Below are 18402 nucleotides of genomic sequence, written 5' to 3'. Positions count from 1 at the left end.
TCGGTCGGGAATTTTTCCCGTTCCGTGAGCAATTAGCCTAGCGTTGCAGTGAGAATGCAACGGGAAGCGTCATTGTGAGTGCGTCTTTATCAATATGCGCAGGGATTTCGGGCAAAGGCATGGCACGGGACAGCATCGCCCTCACTTCATCATCCAGGGGAGCAAAGCCGCTACCCTGCGCAATTCGAACGCCACTCACCTGCCCCGTTTCACCAACCGTGAAGGTGACGGTTACCACCCCCTCCCGGCGCATCCGGCGGGCAACATCCGGATAACGCTTGTACCGGTTCAGGTGGTTCAATAATGTCTGCATGTAGTGCGTCTCGTCCGCCACTACCCCCCCGGAATCCGATTGCCGGGCAGGGGTGGATTCGGAAGCATGGGACTCGACAGGTTCGGCTGACTCTGCCCTCGCGACCGCAGCAGGGACTGTCTCCGCAGCGGGTTCTGGACGTGGCTCCGGTTCGGACTCCGGCTGGGGCTCCGGTTCTGGATCTGATTCCGCTTCCGGGGCGGGCTCAGGTTCTGGCTCCGGCGTGGGCTCGGGTAACGGGTCTGGTTCAGGTGCGGACTCAGGAGCGGGTTCTGGCTCACGCTCGGCAACAGGAGGCTCCGGCTCTGCGGCTTCCGGTTCGGCACCCTGCACCGGAACATCCGCTGCCGCCAGCATCACACTGATGCCACCCTCGCCTTCCTCTTGCGCTATCTCCATGTCTTTACTCTGATATAGCGCATTCTCCAGTGCGCTGAACGCCCAGGCATGGAGCATAAGTGCGCAGAGCCCGCCAATCAGAAAGTAGCGCCCCCTGAGCATCACATGCCTGTCCGCCGGGTGGAGAGATGAACCGAGTCGAGCCCCGCTTCCGATGCCCATGCCAATACGGGGCGCCAATCAGCGGCAGTCAGCGACTGGTCAATCCTGATCGTCAGGGCGTAATCGGACGCCCCTCCACCCTGGCGGCCCAACTGGTCGGCGAACATCTCGCTCAACCGGCCCTCCTGCACTGGCCGGTCGTTCAGATACATCCGGTTATCTTCGGTAAGCAGCAGCACAAACCTTGTGCGCACCTCTGCTTGAGACGACGCCACTTCCGGCGGCATCAACGGCAGCCCGTTTGAGGCCCGTATCTGGCCCGCAAGCATGAAAAAAATCAGCATCAGAAATACCACGTTGATCAGCGGTATCAGGTGATCGTCTCCGGTATTGGCAGAAGGGCTGTGGCGCTTGATTTTCATGGTAGTGGCCGCGTGTTTACCGATACGCTTCGGGCCCCGAGCATTTCGAGCCTTTCCAATAGCGTCACTACCTGCTGTATGGAGCTCGCGTCAGACGGCGTCAAATTTACATCCCGGTCTCTGGATACCAGCAATTCACGGAGTTGAACATCCGCAAGGTTGGCAAGGGGTTCATTCGCGAGGAAGACCGTTCCGTCCCCGTGCACCCCCAGCATCAGCGGTGGCTCGTCTGATGCCTCGCCCTTGTTACCGGAAGCGACCATGAGATCCAGGCTTTGCCATTGGATAAATGAAGACGTCAGCATGAAGAACAAAAGCAGGATAAACACCACGTCGATCAGGGGCGTGAGCCCGATGAGCTTTTTCGATGACCTGGCGGGGCGATCAAGCTGCATGGTCCCGTCGCCCGCCACGGTCCGCATGATCATGTTCGGGCAACTGCTCGCCGGCTGCGGCGGCGCCCAAGTCCGAGGCCATCAAAGGCCCGGTAAATACGGCGGTCAGTGAGTCTTCCATCCGGTCAACGATACGCTCGCTTTTGCGCTCAAGGAAGCTGTGCAGCATAACCACCGGAATCGCTACCACCAGGCCCGCAGCCGTGGTGAGCAGTGCCTGCCAGATGCCTCCTGACAGTACCGAGGGGTCCACCTGGTTGCCCGCCGCTTCCATTTGCTGGAACGCCAGGATCATCCCCATCACCGTTCCCAACAGACCGAGCAACGGACTCAGGGTAGCGATCACTTCCAATGGTTTCAGGTAACTTTTCAGGGATGCGACCTGCTGCGAAGCCTGGCGCGACACTTCTTCGCGGACCAACGGCCCATCACCATGTCTGATCACCGCTTCCATGGCTCTGACCACCATCGATGGCACCGGCTGCCTGCTACTCAGCAGCCTGGACCGCGCACCCTCAACATCGCCTGCTCGCCACAGCTCCAGGCTTTCCGCTACCCTCCCGCCAGTACGCCAGGTTGCCAGGAACAACTGCAGCAGCTTGGCTACGATCAGGCTGACCGCCACACAGGAGAATACCAACAGGATCGCCACCACGGGCCCACCAACACCGAGCAGGTCGGCCATTTCCTGCGATAGAAAGCCTCTCTCGATCAACGGATTCAGCCATTCGGACATCATAAAACCTATAGGGTTATGGTGATTTTTCCCAGACTAAAGCCTGTCACGAGCAGAGAGCGCCCTGAATGCCCCTTTCGTCGGCGCAAGCAGAACTTTGGTCTTAGTACTGAAAGACGGTAGGTGTCCCGGATTCACGGCTGCTAACGTAAGGTTGTCTTGCACCGGAGATTTAGCCGATGAAACGTCTGACCATTCTTTTCGCACTATGCCTCACTATGGCTCTTCCTGCGCACGCCGGAGGCGACCTGACCCGGCAGACACCCAACGTGGTAGAAGTAAACCTGGGCTCTGAAACTGGTGAAATGGTGTTCCAGCCATCGAAGCTCGAGTTCGAGACGGGCAAGCTCTACAGACTAGTTCTGATCAACAACAGCCCGCACCCCCATTACTTTTCATCAGTGGGTCTTGCGCGGTCCGTGTTCACCAGAAAAGCCCAGACCTATGCACCCAACGGCGACCGGACAGCTGAAATCAAGGGGCAGATACAGGAGATAGAAGTATTTCCCGGGCACAGGGCAGAATGGTGGTTCGTGCCAGTCCAGACGGGCGAATTCAACGACCTTGTCTGCTCTGTCAGCGGGCACGAAGAGGCGGGCATGGCGGGGAGTGTAAACATCTACTGATGTCACTCCCGGGCTCAAGCCCAAGCACGCAGCGGCTCCGCTTACCGCTCACGCCAGTAGATCACCCGGTCGTGGCCGCGGTAGACGCCGAAAGTGGCCAGGGCGGAGGGCGCGTCCAGGGTGCCATCTTCATTAACGTCATCCTGTAACCACTCTTCCACAGCCCATGTCAGGGTGTCCGTGCCCTGGGAGCCCTCCGGCTGCAGGCTTAGCGGGCCCGCCTCACCACCACTGAATGTTCCGGAGTCCGCCGCTAGTGTGTGATGCTCCGCCGGGCTGGTGATGTCATCGGTGGTCCAGGGGGGACAGCTGTCTGCCGTATTGACCACAAACCGCGACCCGTTCCAGTACTCCAGCCGGAAGGCCATCAACAGCTCCGGGATGTTCTCGGGGCCATACACGTTGTCCATGGTCAACCGCCCATATCGCACATCAAAATCAGCGGCGGGCGTAAACTCATAGGGCGCATTTTCACCGGTGACGCCATCCGCATCTGTTATATCCGTGACGATGTACTCAAGATCGGGTTCAATGGGGGCTACACGGGCTTCCGGCAATTTATTGTAGCGAACGGTGTCTGCCGTGGAGTAACTGAACTGCAGCAGCCCCGGCTCAACCTCGGTCAGCGAGCCGGGACCGGCGTTTGCGGTAACCGACAACGGATCGTCTTCAATGTTCAGTGCCGTGGTATCCGCCATTGGAGTTGTGCGGGCGACATCTGAAGCCGAAAGCCGCTGGAAACCGGGCTCGGTGTAGTTCAGGGTTCGGGTTCCCTGCACAGACAACGGCTCTATCTCGAGGATTGGCGCCAGGGACCACCCGATATCCTGCCCGGTGTAGCTGAAGGGCGCCGCCACCGAGCACTCTGCAGCCAGCTCACCCGGGTCGACCGTTACCGCGAATCGATCGGGGTAAAAGCGACCTGTCGGAGCACTGATACCCTGGGGCACCGTCTGCCCTTGATACCCGCCCGCAACCGGTGTTGCCTGAAACTCGAAAACACCTACTTCCGAAATCCTGGCACTCACTGTTTCCGTGGCATCCGCCGACCGGGTATGGGAGTAGCTCGTTGGCGTAATGACGCCATCTACGCCCCCCGCGGGAGCATTTACGGCCGAAGACAGCGGAACATCCAGCAAGCGAAAGTTGGGCGTCACCGGATTACCCACGCAGAAATCACTGTCACCATCGCTTTGCCAGCCCACTGCAGTGATGGAAAGGTCAAAATCTTCACCTGCCCTGGCAAACGGCGGACACGAGGCGTCCCCCGCCGCGCACTCACCGTCAGTGCGGACGCACAGCCCCGCCGGCACGCTGACAAACTGATCCGAGCCAGGCATCACCAGCCCCTCATCCTCAGTGGCTGCGGACCCCAGGTAGCGCCCATCCAGCTGCATTCGCCCGGCATCCGGATAGCGCACGTCCATCTCCGCGATGCCCCCTGGCCCGAAGTCCAGATTGATGGTGGTTGGTGCGCCGGAGTCACCGCTCACATCCTCCCCATCAACGGACAGCGCACGGCTGACGGGCCGGTTGTTTTCGTCCGGATCGATATAGGTAGACCAGAACTGAACCGGCCGCTCCACGTTCTCGAATGCCGGCACGCAGGCCTGGGTTGCATCGTCCCGTCGCACCGCCCTTACTTCGACGGGTCCGGAAGGCTTGTGGGATGTCAGATCCGGCACATCGAACGCGAGCCCGGAATCGAAAAACTCGAGCACGCAATTGGCAGCCGAAAGCCCCCCACCACCAGCCTGACAAAGCGTGACCGCCTGGAGGCGGGAGATTCACATTGATGACCTGCCGCCGGAACTGCTCCACCAGGCCGAGACGCCGGCCACCGGTCAGACCTGGCAGGAGGGCCTGCGAAACTGGGCCGAACAGGAGCTCAAGCGGGGCCGCAAAAGCATTCTGGATACCGCGGTACCCGAATTTGAAAAGATCATGATTGAAACCGCTCTGAAGCACACCGGGGGCCGGCGCCGTGACGCATCTATATTACTGGGCTGGGGACGCAACACCTTGACTCGGAAAATTAACGAGCTGGGGATGGATCACCCCGATGATGGCGAGGACTAAAACCTGAAGCCCCCATTACAGGGAGGCTTCAGAGATATGAACGACAAAGCGTAACGTTGGTGGCCTGGATGTAGTCTCCGCTAGAACGGGATGTCGTCGTCAAAATCATCCACCGGCTCCGGCATGCTGCCCTGGGACGGCTGGCTGTACCCACCGGACTGCTGCTGCGGGGGCTGGTTACCCTGATTGGCTGGCGGCGCATTGTAGCTGGACTGCTGAGGACGGCCGGCAGGCGCACCCTGTGACATCCCACCGCCGTCAGCGCCGCGGCTGTCGAGCATCTGCATCTGGCCGTTGATATCCACCACCACTTCGGTGGTGTACACGTCCTGGCCTTCCTTATTCTGCCATTTACGGGTCTGCAGCTTGCCCTCAATGTAGACCTTGGAGCCCTTGCGCAGGTACTGACCGGCCACTTCGGCGATCTTGCCGAACATCACCACCCGGTGCCATTCGGTTTTCGGCACCATCTGACCGGTTTGCCTGTCCTTGTAACTCTCGTCGGTTGCAAGGTTAAGATTCACCACCGCATTGCCGTTGGGGGTATAACGGGTATCGGGGTCCTGTCCCAGGTTACCGATGAGAATGACCTTGTTTACGCCTCGTGCCATGATCTGCTCCTGACTCTGTTTTCAGGGACAACCCGTCGTCCATGCGGGCCTCCAAATTTCAAGAACCGTTACCCTGCCGGACAAATGGAAAGTCCGCAAGTAACCCTTTATCAAAATGCTGACGGTCCACCTTCAGATAGGCCGTACCCGCGTCTTCAAGGATCACTACATCCTGAACACCGGGCAGCGCCATCAAGGCGTCATCAATACTATCAAACTGGCTTTGCGCCACTTCTTTCAACTGTACCACGAAACTGGTGGTGTAACCCGGCGCCGGCATGGTCAGGGCGACCAGTAACCACAATACCAGAACACCAACCATCAACCACAAGACGCCGCTGACGCCGGCCGCCTCCATCAGCAACCCGCCGACAGCGCCCCCCACGAACGCGCCCATGAACTGGGACGTGGAATACACCCCCATGGCGGTTCCCTTACTGGCTGCTGGCGCCTCCTTGCTGATCAATGATGGCAATGACGCCTCCAGCAGGTTGAACGCCATGAAAAACAGGAACAACACCCCCCAGGCCGCCACCAAGCTGCCCGACACCTCGGCCAGCCCGGCCGTTGACAGGGTAAGCAGCACAATGGCACCGCAGAGCACCGGCTTCATCTTACGCAGCTTCTCACCAAGGATAATGAACGGCACCATCGCGAAAAACGAGGTCACCATCACCGTCAGGTAGAACCACCAATGGTCGGACGACGCCAACCCGAGCTGGTCCTGAAGCAGCAAAGGAAACACCAGAAATATCGCCGTCAATGCCAGGTGTAACGCAAAAATTCCGAAATCCAGACGCAGCAACCGACGATCCACCAGCACCCTGGACAGCATTTCCCGCGCGGGGTGGGTATCGGCGCTGACCTTGTGCTGATGGGGTGTGGGCACCAGCCGCCAGACAACGAACATCGCGACAACCGCCAGCATGGCCGTCAGATAAAAGAGCCCGGACAAACCGAAAGCCGAGCCGATCAGGGGGCCCAGCACCAGCGACACAGAAAACGACAACCCGATGGAGATACCCACCGTAGCCATGGCTTTGGTGCGCTCCTCTTCCCGCGTCAGGTCACTCAGCAACGCCATCAGCACGCTGGCGATGGCGCCGGCGCCCTGAAGAATCCGTCCGGCGATTACAACGTATATGGAATCGGTCGACGCGGCTACGAGGCTGCCGGCCGCAAACAGAACCAGACCAAGATAAATCATGCGTTTACGGCCAACCCGATCAGACAGCAGGCCGAAAGGTATCTGCAGTAAAGCCTGACTCAGTCCGTAGGCGCCGATGGCGAAGCCGATCAGAGCCGGCGTCGCGCCCTGCAACTCATCACCCAGCAGGACAAATACCGGCATCACCATGAACAGGCCAAGCATCCGCATGGCATACACCGATGCCAGCGCTGCGACGGATCGCCTTTCCAGTGGATTCATGGGGGAGATTATCCTCAAAACGGTTTCTGGCGGGACATCGCCTTTCCGGAGACCGCGTATTGTATCAGAACCACGCAGGTCACGGCACCGTGGCTTGACCTGTCATTACTTACCGTCACGGCTTTCGCCGGGCGGCGGATAACACGGTATAATCCCTGTTTTTCTTGAAGCGAGGTGTTATGGATCATATCCAGATCAAAGGTGCGCGTACCCACAATCTGAAGAACATTGACCTGGATATACCAAGGGACAAGCTGATTGTCATTACCGGCCTGTCCGGCTCGGGGAAGTCATCCCTCGCTTTTGACACCCTTTACGCGGAGGGGCAGCGCCGTTACGTGGAGTCGCTCTCCACTTACGCCCGTCAGTTTCTTTCGATGATGGAAAAGCCCGACGTAGATCACATCGAGGGGCTCTCACCGGCCATTTCTATTGAGCAGAAATCCACCTCCCACAACCCGCGCTCCACCGTCGGCACCATTACCGAAATCTACGACTACCTGCGCCTGCTATTCGCCCGTGCCGGTGAACCTCGCTGCCCCGATCACCACCAGCCGCTGGAAGCACAAACCGTCAGCCAGATGGTTGATCAGGTTCTGGCCATGCCGGATGAAAGCAGGCTGATGATTCTGGCGCCGGTGATCCGGGATCGCAAAGGTGAACACCTGCAGATTGTCGAGACCATGCGCAGCCAGGGCTTTATCCGTTTGCGTATCGACGGCACGGTGTATGACATTGATGACGTACCGGCACTGGACAAGAAGCGCAAACACCAGATCGACGTGGTGGTGGATCGCTTCAAGGTAAAACCTGGGCTGGAACAGCGCCTGGCGGAGAGCTTCGAAACTGCGCTCGAACTGGCCGACGGCATCGCCCTGGTTGCCCCGATGACCGGGGACGGAGAGGAACACACCTGCTCCGCACGGTATGCCTGCACCCAGTGCGGGTATTCCCTGAGCGAACTCGAACCGCGCCTGTTTTCCTTCAATAATCCCGCTGGCGCCTGCCCGACCTGCGATGGCCTGGGCGTCAAACAGTTCTTTGACCCGGAGAAAATCGTCCAGCATCCGGAGGCCAACCTGGCCGCCGGCGCTATCAAAGGGTGGGACCGCCGGGCGGTGTATTATTTCCAGATGCTGACCAGTGTTGCCGAGCACTATGGCGTCGACATGGAAACCCCCTGGGCCGATCTTCCGGACAGCTTCAAGCAGACTCTGCTATACGGTTCTGGCTCCGACGACATTCCCTTCCGCTATGTGAACTCCCGCGGTCACAGCATGGAAAAGGCACATCCGTTTGAGGGCATCCTGCCCAACCTGGAACGCCGCTACCGTGAAACCGATTCCCAGAGCATGCGCGAAGAGCTGGCACGGAACCTGAGCACTCAGCCGTGCAAGGACTGCCACGGCTCACGACTGCGGCGCGGTGCCCGGCATGTGTTCATTGAAGAGAACAACATCTCCGATGTCACTCATCTCCCGGTAGGCGAGGCCCACAGCTATTTCGAGTCCCTCGCCCTACCGGGCCGCAAGGGCGAAATCGCTGAGAAGATCCTGAAAGAGGTACGGCAACGTTTGCAGTTCCTGGTCAATGTAGGACTGGAGTACCTCACACTTGAACGCAGTGCCGACACGCTATCCGGCGGTGAGGCCCAGCGAATCCGCCTGGCGAGCCAGATCGGAGCGGGCCTTGTGGGCGTGATGTATATCCTGGACGAACCCTCCATCGGCCTCCATCAGCGCGACAACGACCGCCTACTGGCTACCCTCACCCACCTCCGGGACCTGGGCAACACAGTGATCGTGGTCGAGCACGACGAAGACGCCATTCGCGCCGCTGACCATGTCATCGACATCGGCCCGGGCGCTGGCGTTCATGGCGGCCAGATCATTGCACAGGGGACGCCAGAGCAGATCATCAACAACCCCGACTCCCTGACCGGACAATACCTGAACGGCACCAAAGAAATCGCCATTCCGGCTGAGCGCAACGTTGGAAACGGCAAACAGCTGGTGCTGGCCGGCGCCAGCGGGAACAACTTGCAGAATGTCACTCTGACCATTCCGCTGGGTGTGATGACCTGCGTGACGGGCGTATCAGGGTCCGGCAAGTCGACCCTGATTAACGGCACGCTGTACCCCGTCGCCGCGGCGAAACTCAACAAGGCGACGAGCCTGAATCACGCTCCTTACGACAGCCTCAAGGGGCTCGACCATCTGGACAAGGTCATCGACATCGACCAGAGCCCCATCGGTCGCACCCCGCGCTCCAACCCGGCCACGTACACCGGGCTGTTCACGCCCATTCGGGAGCTCTTTGCCGGCACCCAGGAAGCCCGCTCCCGCGGCTATAAACCCGGACGCTTCAGCTTTAACGTCAAGGGCGGGCGCTGCGAGGCCTGTCAGGGCGACGGTGTGATCAAGGTCGAAATGCATTTCCTGCCCGATGTGTACGTCCCCTGCGACGTCTGCAAGGGTAAACGCTACAACCGGGAAACGCTGGAGGTTCGCTACAAGGGCAAGAGCATCCACGAAGTCCTCGAGATGACGGTTGAGGAAGGCCGGGAATTTTTCGACCCGGTGCCGTTCATCGCTCGCAAGCTCCAGACACTCATCGATGTGGGGCTGTCCTACATTCGCCTGGGGCAGAGTGCGGTTACGCTGTCCGGGGGCGAGGCCCAACGGGTCAAACTGGCGAAAGAGCTGTCCAAACGGGACACCGGCAAGACACTCTACATCCTCGATGAACCCACCACCGGCCTGCACTTCTATGATATTCAACAGTTGCTCAACGTGCTTCAGCGGCTGCGCGACCACGGCAACACCATTGTGGTGATCGAGCACAATCTGGACGTGATCAAGACTGCCGACTGGATCATTGACCTCGGCCCGGAAGGCGGATCGGGTGGCGGCCAGATCATTGCCGAAGGCTCGCCTGAACACGTCGCCGGAAGCGCAACCTCCCACACCGGACACTACCTCAAACCCATGCTGGAAAAATAAACAGACATAAAAAAAGCCGGAGGTTTCCCTCCGGCTTTTTTTGTGGCGGCAGCGAAGAGCTTATTCTTCGCCTTCGTCCACTTCTTCCGCTTCGATATCCAGCGGACGGCCAACCAGCTCAACGAATGCCATAGGGGCATTGTCGCCAGCACGGAAGCCGCACTTCAGAATACGAAGGTAACCACCCGGACGCTCGTTGTAACGGGGGCCCAGCTCATTGAACAGCTTGGCTACCGCCGCATCGCTACGCAGGCGTGAAAACGCCAGACGTCGATTCGCGACCGAATCATTCTTAGAGAGCGTGATCAAAGGCTCGGCTACACGACGAAGCTCTTTAGCTTTCGGCAGCGTTGTCTTAATCAGCTCGTGTTCAACCAGTGACGCAGTCATGTTACGGAACATGGCCTTGCGATGCGCACTGGTCCTGCTGAACTTACGACCACTCTTACGATGACGCATTGCTCTTATTCCTTACCTTAAACCAATCGGCGATTAACCGCCCAGAACCCGGTCATCACCACGGAGGCTTGCCGGCGGCCAGTTATCAAGACGCATGCCCAGTGACAGACCACGGGACGCAAGAACGTCCTTGATCTCGGTCAGCGACTTTTTACCAAGGTTAGGCGTCTTCAGCAGCTCAACTTCTGTGCGCTGGATCAGATCGCCGATGTAGTAGATGTTCTCAGCCTTCAAGCAGTTAGCTGAACGCACTGTCAGTTCCAGATCATCGACCGGACGCAGCAGGATAGGATCAATTTCTTCCTCTTCCTCGACGCGCTCCGGTTCCTTCTCATGATCGAAATCAACAAACACCGCCAGTTGCTGCTGGAGAATGGTCGCGGCCCGGCGAATCGCTTCTTCCGGATCGATAGTGCCATTGGTCTCCAGATCAATAACCAGCTTGTCCAGATCGGTGCGCTGCTCTACCCGTGCACTTTCCACGGCGTAAGCGACACGACGAACCGGACTGAAGGTTGCGTCCAGCTGCAGGCGTCCGATAGCGCGAGTTTCGTCCTCGTCCAGACCCCGCTGATCAGCAGGCTCATAGCCGCGACCACGGGCAACCTTGAGACGCATGTTCACTTCACCGTTTTCACTCAGGTGACAGATCACATGATCCGGGTTGGTGATCTCGACATCATGATCCAGCTTGATATCTCCGGCTGTGACGACGCCCGGACCTTTCTTGCTGAGGGTAACCTCAGCTTCGTCCCGACCGCCCATCTTGACCGCCACGCCTTTGAGATTCAGAAGAATCTCAATGACGTCTTCCTGGACACCCTCGATTGCGCTGTACTCGTGCAGAACACCGTCGATCTGTGCTTCGGTAATCGCACAGCCCGGCATTGAGGACAAGAGTATACGACGCAGTGCACTGCCCAGGGTGTGGCCGAAACCTCTTTCCAGAGGCTCCAGGGTCACCTTGGCGCGCGTGGCGTTTGATTCCTTCACGTCAATGGTACGAGGTGTCAATAACTCATGTACTGAACGCTGCATAGACGCCCCTATCTGCTCTCGTTGCTAACTGGGCTTTACTTCGAGTAAAGCTCGACGATGAGGTTCTCGTTGATGTCGGCCGGCAGTTCAGTACGCTCGGGCACTGACTTGTAAACGCCTGACATCTTGCTGGCGTCGACCTCTACCCAGCTCACCGGTGCGCGGCCTGAAGACAGGTCCAGCGCGCCTTTAACGCGGAGCTGGTTTTTTGCCTTTTCACGCACGCTCACAACATCGCCCGGCTTGACCTGGTAGGAAGCAATGTTCACCACCTTGTCATTGACCAGGATCGCTTTGTGAGAAACGAGCTGACGGGATTCAGCACGGGTAGAACCAAAACCCATGCGGTATACAACGTTGTCGAGACGCGCTTCAAGCAGTTGCAGCAGGTTTTCACCGGTTGCACCTTTGATGCGGGCCGCCTCTTTGTAATAGTTACGGAACTGCTTTTCGAGCACACCGTAAATACGACGAACTTTCTGCTTTTCACGAAGCTGTACGCCGTACTCGGACAGACGACCGCGACGCGCGCCGTGCATACCCGGCGGAGTCTCGATGTTGCACTTCGAATCGAGCGCGCGAACACCGCTCTTCAGAAAAAGATCTGTCCCTTCACGACGAGACAGCTTGCACTTCGGGCCTATATAACGAGCCATAATTCACTGTCTCCTGTGTTAGACGCGGCGCTTTTTGGGCGGACGACAGCCGTTATGGGGAATCGGCGTCACATCAGTGATGTTGGTGATCTTGTACCCGCAGCCATTCAGCGCGCGTACAGCGGATTCACGTCCGGGCCCAGGACCCTTAACCTCTACGTCCAGGTTTTTAAGGCCGTATTCAGCAGCCGCATTACCGGCTCTTTCAGCTGCTACCTGCGCAGCAAAAGGTGTACTCTTGCGTGACCCACGAAAACCGGAACCACCAGAGGTAGCCCAGGACAGGACGTTGCCCTGACGGTCAGAAATGGTCACGATAGTGTTGTTGAAGGACGCGTGAATGTGCGCGACGCCATCAACAACCGTCTTTTTCACCTTTTTACGGGTACGTGTACCTGGCTTTGCCATGTTTGCCTACCTGTTACTTACGAATAGGTTTGCGAGGACCTTTACGGGTGCGTGCGTTGGTCTTGGTGCGCTGGCCACGGACCGGAAGGCCATGACGGTGACGCAGACCACGGTGACATCCGAGATCCTTCAAACGCTTGATGTTCATCTGTACTTCACGACGCAAATCGCCTTCGACAGACACCTTGCCCACTTCGGTACGAAGTGCTTCAAGTTGCTCGTCGCTCAGGTCCTTGACCTTGACGTCCGGCTTGACGCCGGTTGCATCGCAAAGCTTTTGAGCTGTTGTCTTGCCAACACCGAAGATGTAGGTCAGCGAGATAACAGCATGTTTGTGATCGGGTATATTGACACCGGCTATACGTGCCATCCAAATTACTCCGCGTTCAAAGCTTTGCTGTGTGAATTTTCCGCCACTATAAAAGGGCGCGAAATAATAGCGCTTGACCCCATGCGAGGTCAAGCGCCATTAATCGTACCCTCTACAATGCCAGAGCTGAATCCGTAAGGATTAACCCTGACGCTGCTTGTGACGAGGCTCCGAGCAAATGACTCGTACTGAGCCATTGCGACGAATTACTTTGCAGTTACGGCAAATTTTCTTTACCGAAGCGCGTACTTTCATTGTCGACTCCAGTTTTCAAGGGGAACGGGATTAACCGTTCCGACCATAGCCCTTGAGATTGGACTTCTTCATCAGTGATTCATACTGATGCGACATCAGGTGTGACTGCACCTGTGCCATGAAATCCATCACCACGACTACAACAATCAGCAGAGACGTACCGCCCAGATAGAACGGAACATTCCCGGCCACCATCAGGAACTGAGGGAACAGGGAAACTGCTGCAATGTACATTGCACCGAACAACGTCAGCCGGGTCAGTACGCCATCAATATACTTGGCAGTCTGATCACCTGGACGGATGCCCGGAATAAACGCTCCAGAGCGCTTGAGGTTATCCGCAACTTCTTTCGGGTTGTACATCAGTGCTGTATAGAAGAAGCAGAAAAACACGACTGCTGCCGCAAACAGAATAATGTACAGAGGCTGACTGGGCGCCAACGCCTGGGACACATCGCTGAGCCATTCCATGCCCTCGCCTTGCCCAAACCACTGCCCGAGCGAAGCCGGGAACAACAGAATGGACGATGCGAAGATCGGCGGAATAACCCCGGCCATGTTGACCTTCAGTGGCAGGTGGCTGGACTGCTGGGCAAACACCCGGCGGCCCTGCTGACGCTTGGCGTAGTTGATGGTCAGCCTACGCTGGCCACGCTCCATGAAGACCACGAAGCCCACCACAGCAATTGCCAGAACACCAATCCCGAGAACGACCAGCAGACTCATCTCGCCGTTCCGTGCCTGCTCCAGTGTCTGGCCGATGGCGCCGGGCAGCCCGGCAACGATCCCTGCAAAAATCAGCAGGGAAATACCGTTACCGACACCGCGCTCGGTGATCTGCTCACCCAGCCACATCATGAACACGGCACCACTCACGAAAGACACAACGGCCACGAAGTGGAAGCTGAAGCTGTCGTTGAAGGTGACGCCTTGCGAAGCCAACCCGACCGAAATACCAAAGCCCTGAACCAGAGCCAGGACAACCGTACCGTACCGCGTGTACTGACTGATCTTGCGACGGCCAGCCTCACCCTCTTTCTTCAGCTGCTCAAGATGCGGACTGACCGCTGTCATGAGCTGCATGATGATCGAGGCAGAGATGTACGGCATGATACCGAGTGCAAAGATACTCATGCGCTCAAGCGCACCACCGGAGAACATGTTGAACAGACTCAGGATCGTGCCCTGATTCTGATCAAACAATGCTGCCAGGCGGTCTGGGTTGATACCCGGCACCGGAATGTGGGCACCGATCCGGTACACCAGCAATGCCAGGAAGACAAACCAGAGCCGCGAACGCAGCTCTGCCAGTCCTTTACCCGCGCCCGCAGGCAATGATGCTGTCTTGGCCATTTAGTCCTCGACTCGCCTTAGTCTTCGACTTTTCCACCCGCGGCAGTAATCGCCTCGCGTGCGCCTTTGGTCACTCGCAGCCCTTTAACGGTCACTGCACGGCTCAGTTCGCCGGACAGAATCACCTTGGCTTCGCGAATTTCATCCCGAACGATGTCGGCTTTCTTGAGGGCGTCGAGATCGACCACGTCGCCTTCAACTTTTGCCAGTTCGTTCAGGCGGATCTCAGCAACATAACGCTGCTGACGCGACGTGAAGCCAAACTTCGGCAGACGACGGGCCAGCGGCTGCTGACCGCCCTCGAAACCAGGAGCTACACTGCCACCTGAACGGGCTTTCAGACCCTTGTGACCGCGACCACCGGTTTTACCGAAACCGCTACCGATACCACGACCTACGCGCCTTGCGGCCGGACGTGAACCGGGCTCTGGACTAAGTTCGTTCAGACGCATCTTAGTTCTCCTCAACCCGAACCAGGTAATCTACCCGGTTGATCATCCCGCGAATGGACGGAGTGTCCTCCACTTCCACGGTGTGACCGATTTTACGGAGACCCAGGCCCTTGACGCACAGCTTGTGCTTGGGCTGACAGCCGATTGGGCTGCGGGTCAGTGTTACTTTGATCGTTTTTGCGTTCGCCATGACTTCAACCCAGAATCTCTTCCACGGTTTTACCGCGCTTGGCTGCAATATCCTCAGGCGCTTGTGTCGCCTGGAGACCCTTGATGGTGGAACGTACCACGTTCACCGGGTTGGTAGACCCGTAACACTTGGACAGTACGTTCTGCACACCGGCAACTTCCAGTACTGCACGCATCGCACCGCCGGCGATGATACCAGTACCTTCAGAAGCAGGCTGCATGTAGACCTTGGAGCCGCCATGCTGAGCCTTGACCGGGTATTGCAGAGTCGTGCCGTCGAGCGGAACCTCTACCATGTTCTTGCGCGCGGCTTCCATAGCCTTCTGGATCGCAACCGGCACTTCACGCGCCTTGCCACGACCAAAACCAACGCGACCTTTGCCATCACCCACTACAGTCAGTGCGGTGAAGGCGAAAATACGGCCACCTTTAACAACTTTAGCGACGCGATTGACCTGAACCAGCTTCTCCTGGAGCTCAGGCGCCTTCTGTTCGTTAACGCTCATCTTCTCCACCTCTTAGAATTGCAAGCCAGCTTCACGGGCGGCGTCGGCCAGAGCCTGCACGCGACCGTGATAACGGTAACCGGAGCGGTCAAAAGCAACGCTCTCTACACCTGCCGCCTTGGCGCGCTCAGCAATCAACTGACCCACCTTCTTGGCAGCGTCCACGTTACCGGTTGCACCCTGGCGCAGCTCCTTATCCAACGTGGAGGCAGTGGCAATTACTTTGCTGCCATCTGCAGTCGTAACCTGGGCGTACATGTGACGCGGTGTGCGATGAACACACAGACGATTGGTACCCAGCTCACGGATCTTCATGCGCACTTTGCGTGCGCGACGCAATCTTTCGTTATTCGCGCTCATAGTCCCGCCTTATTTCTTCTTGGCTTCTTTGCGTCTGACCTGCTCATCCGCATAACGAACACCTTTGCCTTTGTAAGGCTCTGGCGGACGGAATGCGCGGATTTCCGCAGCGACCTGGCCAACCTGTTGCTTGTCGATTCCGCGAATCACAACTTCCGTATTGGACGGAGTTTCAGCGGTAATCCCCTCGGGCAGCTCGTACTCGACCGGGTGAGAAAAACCCAGTGTCAGGTTGAGCTTCTTACCTTGCGCCTGAGCACGGTAACCTACGCCCGTCAGGGCGAGCTTACGCTCCCAACCTGTCGAGACACCGGCAACCATGTTGTTGACCAGTGCACGGGTAGTACCAGCAAGAGCGCGGGACTGTTTGGCACCATCGCGGGCCGCAAAGCGAAGAACACCTTCTTCCTGCTTTACTTCAACCGCCTGGTGAATGGTGATTTGAAGCGCTCCCTTGGAGCCCTTCACATTAATTTCCTGTCCGTTCAGCTTGACCTCAACACCGGAAGGCAGCACGACAGGATTATTGGCAACCCTGGACATGTGATTCTCCTAGAATACGGTGCAGATGACTTCGCCACCCACGCCAGCAGCACGTGCGGCGCGGTCTGTCATAACGCCCTTGGACGTTGAGACAATCGCGACTCCCAGACCACCGGATACTTTCGGCAGTTCCCCAGCGCCTTTGTACTGGCGCAGACTCGGACGACTGACCCGCTTGATCTCTTCGATAACCGGCTTACCGCCGAAATACTTCAGAGTAATCGTCAGCTCGGGCTTCGCGTCAGCTGAAACGGAAAAATCTGCAACGTAACCTTCGTCCTTGAGGACCTGGGCCACGGAGATTTTCATCTTTGAAGACGGCATGGCCACGTCGGCCTTTTGTGCCATCTGTGCATTACGAATACGCGTAAACATATCCGCAAGCGTATCTTGCATACTCATTGGTATGAGGCTCCTGATCTTTTTAGTTGTGCAGCGGCGCGCCGCACCGCTTACCAACGGGCACCTGACCGAAGTCAGGATGCCTGTCTTACCAGCTTGCCTTGGTCAGACCCGGTACGTCACCGCGCATGCCGTATTCACGGAGTTTGATCCGTGAAAGCTCGAACTTGCGCAGAACGCCGTGAGGACGACCAGTCACCTGGCAACGATTACGAAGACGCGAAGGAGAAGCATCGCGAGGAAGCTGTTGCAGCTTCATCTGTGCGTCCCAACGCTCTTCATCGCTGGTATTCGGGTTCTTGATAATCGCCTTGAGCTCAGCACGCTTCGCTGCGAATTTCGCAACGGTTTGCTCGCGCTTCAGCTCACGGTTCTTCATGGAAACCTTAGCCATTACACTCGTTCCTTATTTCTTGAACGGAAAGCCGAAGGCTTTCAACAGTTCGCGACCTTCGTCGTCGGTACCGGCAGTGGTGGTAATGGTGATGTCCAGACCACGGATCTTGTCGACCTTGTCGTACTCAATCTCCGGAAAAATGATCTGCTCACGCACACCCATGCTGTAGTTACCACGACCGTCGAACGACTTGGGGTTCAGACCGCGGAAGTCACGAACGCGGGGAACCGCGATGTGAACCAGACGATCAAAGAAGTCCCACATACGCTCGCCGCGCAGAGTAACCTTACAGCCGATAGGCCAACCTTCACGGATCTTGAAACCCGCAACGGATTTACGTGCCTTGGTGACAACCACTTTTTGACCCGCCAGGCGCTCTAGATCCGCCACTGCGTTTTCAATCAGCTTCTTGTCACCAACCGCTTCGCCGACACCCATGTTCAGGGTGATCTTTTCGATACGCGGCACCTGCATGATGTTCTTGTAGCCGAACTCCTTCTGCAGGGCGGGTACCACTTCCTTACTGTACTGCTCTTTCATGTTAAGCATCGTAACCACCACCGCTTACTGGTTATCGACAGCTTCTTTCGTGGACTTAAAGATCCGCGTCTTGGCGCCGTCTTCCTTTGTCAGGAAGCCTACGCGATCGGCTTTGCCGGTCTGCGGATTAAAAATAGCCACGTTGGAAGCCTGGATAGGTGCTTCTTTCTCGACGATGCCACCTGGGGTGCCCAGCATCGGGTTCGGCTTGGTGTGCTTCTTCATCATGTTGATGCCAGAAACAATCACTCGGCCATCGTCCTGAACTTTCAGAACTTTACCACGTTTGCCTTTATCTTTCCCCGTGGTGACGATTACTTCGTCATCTCGTTTGATCTTTTTCATAACCGGCCTCTGGTC

25 protein-coding genes and 1 pseudogene are annotated in these 18402 nt (G+C 57.5%); 3 read left to right on the top strand and 23 right to left on the bottom strand.

Annotation, left to right across the window (positions count from 1 at the left end; all coding sequences use genetic code 11):
* Positions 1-37: 37 nt before the first annotated feature.
* From MLC70_RS10710 to MLC70_RS10695, 4 genes are read right to left on the bottom strand one after another with little or no spacing between them, the layout of a single operon-like run.
* Positions 38-814, bottom strand: coding sequence for an energy transducer TonB (locus MLC70_RS10710; RefSeq protein ID WP_248183826.1), 777 nt, complete (start codon positions 812-814; stop codon positions 38-40).
* Positions 814-1236, bottom strand: a complete 423-nt coding sequence (locus tag MLC70_RS10705) for an ExbD/TolR family protein (RefSeq protein ID WP_248183676.1) — start codon at positions 1234-1236, stop codon at positions 814-816. Before MLC70_RS10705 ends, MLC70_RS10710 begins: the two co-directional genes overlap by 1 nt.
* The gene (locus MLC70_RS10700; RefSeq protein ID WP_248183674.1) at positions 1233-1631 is read right to left on the bottom strand and encodes an ExbD/TolR family protein; all 399 of its coding nucleotides are present in this window, start codon (positions 1629-1631) and stop codon (positions 1233-1235) included. Before MLC70_RS10700 ends, MLC70_RS10705 begins: the two co-directional genes overlap by 4 nt.
* Positions 1621-2367 (bottom strand): MotA/TolQ/ExbB proton channel family protein, encoded by a 747-nt coding sequence (locus MLC70_RS10695; protein ID WP_248183672.1) that lies wholly within the window; start codon positions 2365-2367, stop codon positions 1621-1623. The genes MLC70_RS10700 and MLC70_RS10695 overlap by 11 nt, the downstream gene beginning before the upstream one ends.
* A 179-nt stretch (positions 2368-2546) precedes the next feature.
* On the opposite strand from MLC70_RS10695, the gene MLC70_RS10690 reads away from it, so the two are divergent.
* Positions 2547-2993, top strand: a complete 447-nt coding sequence (locus tag MLC70_RS10690; RefSeq protein WP_248183670.1) for a plastocyanin/azurin family copper-binding protein — start codon at positions 2547-2549, stop codon at positions 2991-2993.
* Positions 2994-3034: 41 nt separating this feature from the next.
* Here MLC70_RS10690 and MLC70_RS10685 read toward each other — a convergent pair whose 3' ends face one another.
* Positions 3035-4714, bottom strand: coding sequence for a DUF6701 domain-containing protein (locus tag MLC70_RS10685; RefSeq protein WP_248183668.1), 1680 nt, complete (start codon positions 4712-4714; stop codon positions 3035-3037).
* Positions 4715-4754: 40 nt separating this feature from the next.
* On the opposite strand from MLC70_RS10685, the pseudogene MLC70_RS10680 reads away from it, so the two are divergent.
* Positions 4755-5072: pseudogene (locus MLC70_RS10680) on the top strand (helix-turn-helix domain-containing protein); the annotation flags it as partial.
* Between the two features lie 80 nt (positions 5073-5152).
* On the opposite strand, the gene ssb reads toward MLC70_RS10680, so the two are convergent.
* Positions 5153-5683 (bottom strand): single-stranded DNA-binding protein, encoded by a 531-nt coding sequence (gene ssb / locus MLC70_RS10675; protein WP_282448424.1) that lies wholly within the window; start codon positions 5681-5683, stop codon positions 5153-5155.
* Between the two features lie 58 nt (positions 5684-5741).
* Positions 5742-7112, bottom strand: coding sequence for an MFS transporter (locus tag MLC70_RS10670; protein ID WP_248183666.1), 1371 nt, complete (start codon positions 7110-7112; stop codon positions 5742-5744).
* A 179-nt stretch (positions 7113-7291) separates the two neighbouring features.
* Here MLC70_RS10670 and uvrA point away from each other — a divergent pair, with 179 nt between their 5' ends.
* Positions 7292-10114: an excinuclease ABC subunit UvrA gene (gene uvrA, locus MLC70_RS10665; RefSeq protein WP_248183665.1), complete on the top strand. Its 2823-nt coding sequence runs from the start codon at positions 7292-7294 to the stop codon at positions 10112-10114.
* 60 nt (positions 10115-10174) lie between these two features.
* Here uvrA and rplQ read toward each other — a convergent pair whose 3' ends face one another.
* The 16 genes from rplQ to rplX all read right to left on the bottom strand — a co-directional run bounded on the left by rplQ (position 10175) and on the right by rplX (position 18387).
* The gene (gene rplQ / locus MLC70_RS10660; RefSeq protein WP_248183664.1) at positions 10175-10573 is read right to left on the bottom strand and encodes a 50S ribosomal protein L17; all 399 of its coding nucleotides are present in this window, start codon (positions 10571-10573) and stop codon (positions 10175-10177) included.
* Positions 10574-10606: 33 nt separating this feature from the next.
* Positions 10607-11611, bottom strand: coding sequence for a DNA-directed RNA polymerase subunit alpha (locus MLC70_RS10655; protein WP_213478377.1), 1005 nt, complete (start codon positions 11609-11611; stop codon positions 10607-10609).
* Positions 11612-11646: 35 nt separating this feature from the next.
* Positions 11647-12267: a 30S ribosomal protein S4 gene (gene rpsD, locus MLC70_RS10650; RefSeq protein WP_248183663.1), complete on the bottom strand. Its 621-nt coding sequence runs from the start codon at positions 12265-12267 to the stop codon at positions 11647-11649.
* Positions 12268-12285: 18 nt separating this feature from the next.
* The gene (gene rpsK / locus MLC70_RS10645; RefSeq protein WP_004580767.1) at positions 12286-12675 is read right to left on the bottom strand and encodes a 30S ribosomal protein S11; all 390 of its coding nucleotides are present in this window, start codon (positions 12673-12675) and stop codon (positions 12286-12288) included.
* Positions 12676-12688: 13 nt separating this feature from the next.
* Positions 12689-13045, bottom strand: a complete 357-nt coding sequence (gene rpsM / locus MLC70_RS10640; RefSeq protein WP_048497755.1) for a 30S ribosomal protein S13 — start codon at positions 13043-13045, stop codon at positions 12689-12691.
* Between the two features lie 141 nt (positions 13046-13186).
* Entirely contained in the window at positions 13187-13300 is a 114-nt protein-coding gene (gene rpmJ / locus MLC70_RS10635) for a 50S ribosomal protein L36 (RefSeq protein WP_008174902.1), read from the bottom strand.
* A 30-nt stretch (positions 13301-13330) separates the two neighbouring features.
* Positions 13331-14653: a preprotein translocase subunit SecY gene (gene secY, locus MLC70_RS10630; protein ID WP_248183662.1), complete on the bottom strand. Its 1323-nt coding sequence runs from the start codon at positions 14651-14653 to the stop codon at positions 13331-13333.
* A 17-nt stretch (positions 14654-14670) separates the two neighbouring features.
* Positions 14671-15105 carry a 50S ribosomal protein L15 gene (gene rplO, locus MLC70_RS10625; protein ID WP_248183661.1) on the bottom strand — a complete coding sequence of 145 codons (435 nt, stop codon included), beginning with the start codon at positions 15103-15105 and terminating at the stop codon, positions 14671-14673.
* A 1-nt stretch (position 15106) separates the two neighbouring features.
* A complete protein-coding gene (gene rpmD, locus MLC70_RS10620; protein WP_012139786.1) occupies positions 15107-15295 on the bottom strand; it encodes a 50S ribosomal protein L30 in 189 nt (62 codons plus the stop codon).
* Positions 15296-15299: 4 nt separating this feature from the next.
* Entirely contained in the window at positions 15300-15800 is a 501-nt protein-coding gene (gene rpsE / locus MLC70_RS10615) for a 30S ribosomal protein S5 (RefSeq protein WP_008174892.1), read from the bottom strand.
* A 12-nt stretch (positions 15801-15812) separates the two neighbouring features.
* Complete coding sequence (rplR, locus tag MLC70_RS10610; RefSeq protein WP_213478382.1) at positions 15813-16160, bottom strand: 50S ribosomal protein L18; 348 nt, start codon at positions 16158-16160, stop codon at positions 15813-15815.
* 9 nt (positions 16161-16169) lie between these two features.
* Complete coding sequence (gene rplF, locus MLC70_RS10605) at positions 16170-16703, bottom strand: 50S ribosomal protein L6 (protein ID WP_248183659.1); 534 nt, start codon at positions 16701-16703, stop codon at positions 16170-16172.
* Positions 16704-16712: 9 nt separating this feature from the next.
* Positions 16713-17105: a 30S ribosomal protein S8 gene (rpsH, locus tag MLC70_RS10600; RefSeq protein WP_248183657.1), complete on the bottom strand. Its 393-nt coding sequence runs from the start codon at positions 17103-17105 to the stop codon at positions 16713-16715.
* Between the two features lie 88 nt (positions 17106-17193).
* A complete protein-coding gene (gene rpsN / locus MLC70_RS10595; protein WP_099615764.1) occupies positions 17194-17499 on the bottom strand; it encodes a 30S ribosomal protein S14 in 306 nt (101 codons plus the stop codon).
* A gap of 12 nt (positions 17500-17511) precedes the next feature.
* Positions 17512-18051 carry a 50S ribosomal protein L5 gene (rplE, locus tag MLC70_RS10590; RefSeq protein WP_012139778.1) on the bottom strand — a complete coding sequence of 180 codons (540 nt, stop codon included), beginning with the start codon at positions 18049-18051 and terminating at the stop codon, positions 17512-17514.
* Positions 18052-18066: 15 nt separating this feature from the next.
* Positions 18067-18387, bottom strand: a complete 321-nt coding sequence (rplX, locus tag MLC70_RS10585; RefSeq protein ID WP_248183656.1) for a 50S ribosomal protein L24 — start codon at positions 18385-18387, stop codon at positions 18067-18069.
* Between the last annotated feature and the right edge of the window lie 15 nt (positions 18388-18402).

The sequence above is a fragment of the Marinobacter goseongensis genome (genome assembly GCF_023156235.1).
Taxonomy (GTDB): domain Bacteria; phylum Pseudomonadota; class Gammaproteobacteria; order Pseudomonadales; family Oleiphilaceae; genus Marinobacter; species Marinobacter goseongensis.
This window is presented reverse-complemented; position numbering and strand designations above follow the sequence as displayed.

What these genes read in the sequence shown, in the direction of transcription:
- rpmJ (WP_008174902.1), bottom strand. Translation starts at nt 13,300, where the DNA reads ATGAAAGTACGCGCTTCGGTAAAGAAAATTTGCCGTAACTGCAAAGTA.
- rplQ (WP_248183664.1), bottom strand. Translation starts at nt 10,573, where the DNA reads ATGCGTCATCGTAAGAGTGGTCGTAAGTTCAGCAGGACCAGTGCGCAT.
- rplR (WP_213478382.1), bottom strand. Translation starts at nt 16,160, where the DNA reads ATGAGCGCGAATAACGAAAGATTGCGTCGCGCACGCAAAGTGCGCATG.
- rpsN (WP_099615764.1), bottom strand. Translation starts at nt 17,499, where the DNA reads ATGGCTAAGGTTTCCATGAAGAACCGTGAGCTGAAGCGCGAGCAAACC.
- rpmD (WP_012139786.1), bottom strand. Translation starts at nt 15,295, where the DNA reads ATGGCGAACGCAAAAACGATCAAAGTAACACTGACCCGCAGCCCAATC.
- MLC70_RS10655 (WP_213478377.1), bottom strand. Translation starts at nt 11,611, where the DNA reads ATGCAGCGTTCAGTACATGAGTTATTGACACCTCGTACCATTGACGTG.
- MLC70_RS10710 (WP_248183826.1), bottom strand. Translation starts at nt 814, where the DNA reads ATGCTCAGGGGGCGCTACTTTCTGATTGGCGGGCTCTGCGCACTTATG.
- MLC70_RS10690 (WP_248183670.1), top strand. Translation starts at nt 2,547, where the DNA reads ATGAAACGTCTGACCATTCTTTTCGCACTATGCCTCACTATGGCTCTT.
- MLC70_RS10695 (WP_248183672.1), bottom strand. Translation starts at nt 2,367, where the DNA reads ATGTCCGAATGGCTGAATCCGTTGATCGAGAGAGGCTTTCTATCGCAG.
- rpsD (WP_248183663.1), bottom strand. Translation starts at nt 12,267, where the DNA reads ATGGCTCGTTATATAGGCCCGAAGTGCAAGCTGTCTCGTCGTGAAGGG.
- rpsH (WP_248183657.1), bottom strand. Translation starts at nt 17,105, where the DNA reads ATGAGTATGCAAGATACGCTTGCGGATATGTTTACGCGTATTCGTAAT.
- rplF (WP_248183659.1), bottom strand. Translation starts at nt 16,703, where the DNA reads ATGTCCAGGGTTGCCAATAATCCTGTCGTGCTGCCTTCCGGTGTTGAG.
- rplE (WP_012139778.1), bottom strand. Translation starts at nt 18,051, where the DNA reads ATGCTTAACATGAAAGAGCAGTACAGTAAGGAAGTGGTACCCGCCCTG.
- secY (WP_248183662.1), bottom strand. Translation starts at nt 14,653, where the DNA reads ATGGCCAAGACAGCATCATTGCCTGCGGGCGCGGGTAAAGGACTGGCA.
- rplX (WP_248183656.1), bottom strand. Translation starts at nt 18,387, where the DNA reads ATGAAAAAGATCAAACGAGATGACGAAGTAATCGTCACCACGGGGAAA.
- rpsK (WP_004580767.1), bottom strand. Translation starts at nt 12,675, where the DNA reads ATGGCAAAGCCAGGTACACGTACCCGTAAAAAGGTGAAAAAGACGGTT.
- uvrA (WP_248183665.1), top strand. Translation starts at nt 7,292, where the DNA reads ATGGATCATATCCAGATCAAAGGTGCGCGTACCCACAATCTGAAGAAC.
- rpsE (WP_008174892.1), bottom strand. Translation starts at nt 15,800, where the DNA reads ATGAGCGTTAACGAACAGAAGGCGCCTGAGCTCCAGGAGAAGCTGGTT.
- rplO (WP_248183661.1), bottom strand. Translation starts at nt 15,105, where the DNA reads ATGCGTCTGAACGAACTTAGTCCAGAGCCCGGTTCACGTCCGGCCGCA.
- ssb (WP_282448424.1), bottom strand. Translation starts at nt 5,683, where the DNA reads ATGGCACGAGGCGTAAACAAGGTCATTCTCATCGGTAACCTGGGACAG.
- MLC70_RS10700 (WP_248183674.1), bottom strand. Translation starts at nt 1,631, where the DNA reads ATGCAGCTTGATCGCCCCGCCAGGTCATCGAAAAAGCTCATCGGGCTC.
- MLC70_RS10705 (WP_248183676.1), bottom strand. Translation starts at nt 1,236, where the DNA reads ATGAAAATCAAGCGCCACAGCCCTTCTGCCAATACCGGAGACGATCAC.
- MLC70_RS10670 (WP_248183666.1), bottom strand. Translation starts at nt 7,112, where the DNA reads ATGAATCCACTGGAAAGGCGATCCGTCGCAGCGCTGGCATCGGTGTAT.
- rpsM (WP_048497755.1), bottom strand. Translation starts at nt 13,045, where the DNA reads ATGGCACGTATAGCCGGTGTCAATATACCCGATCACAAACATGCTGTT.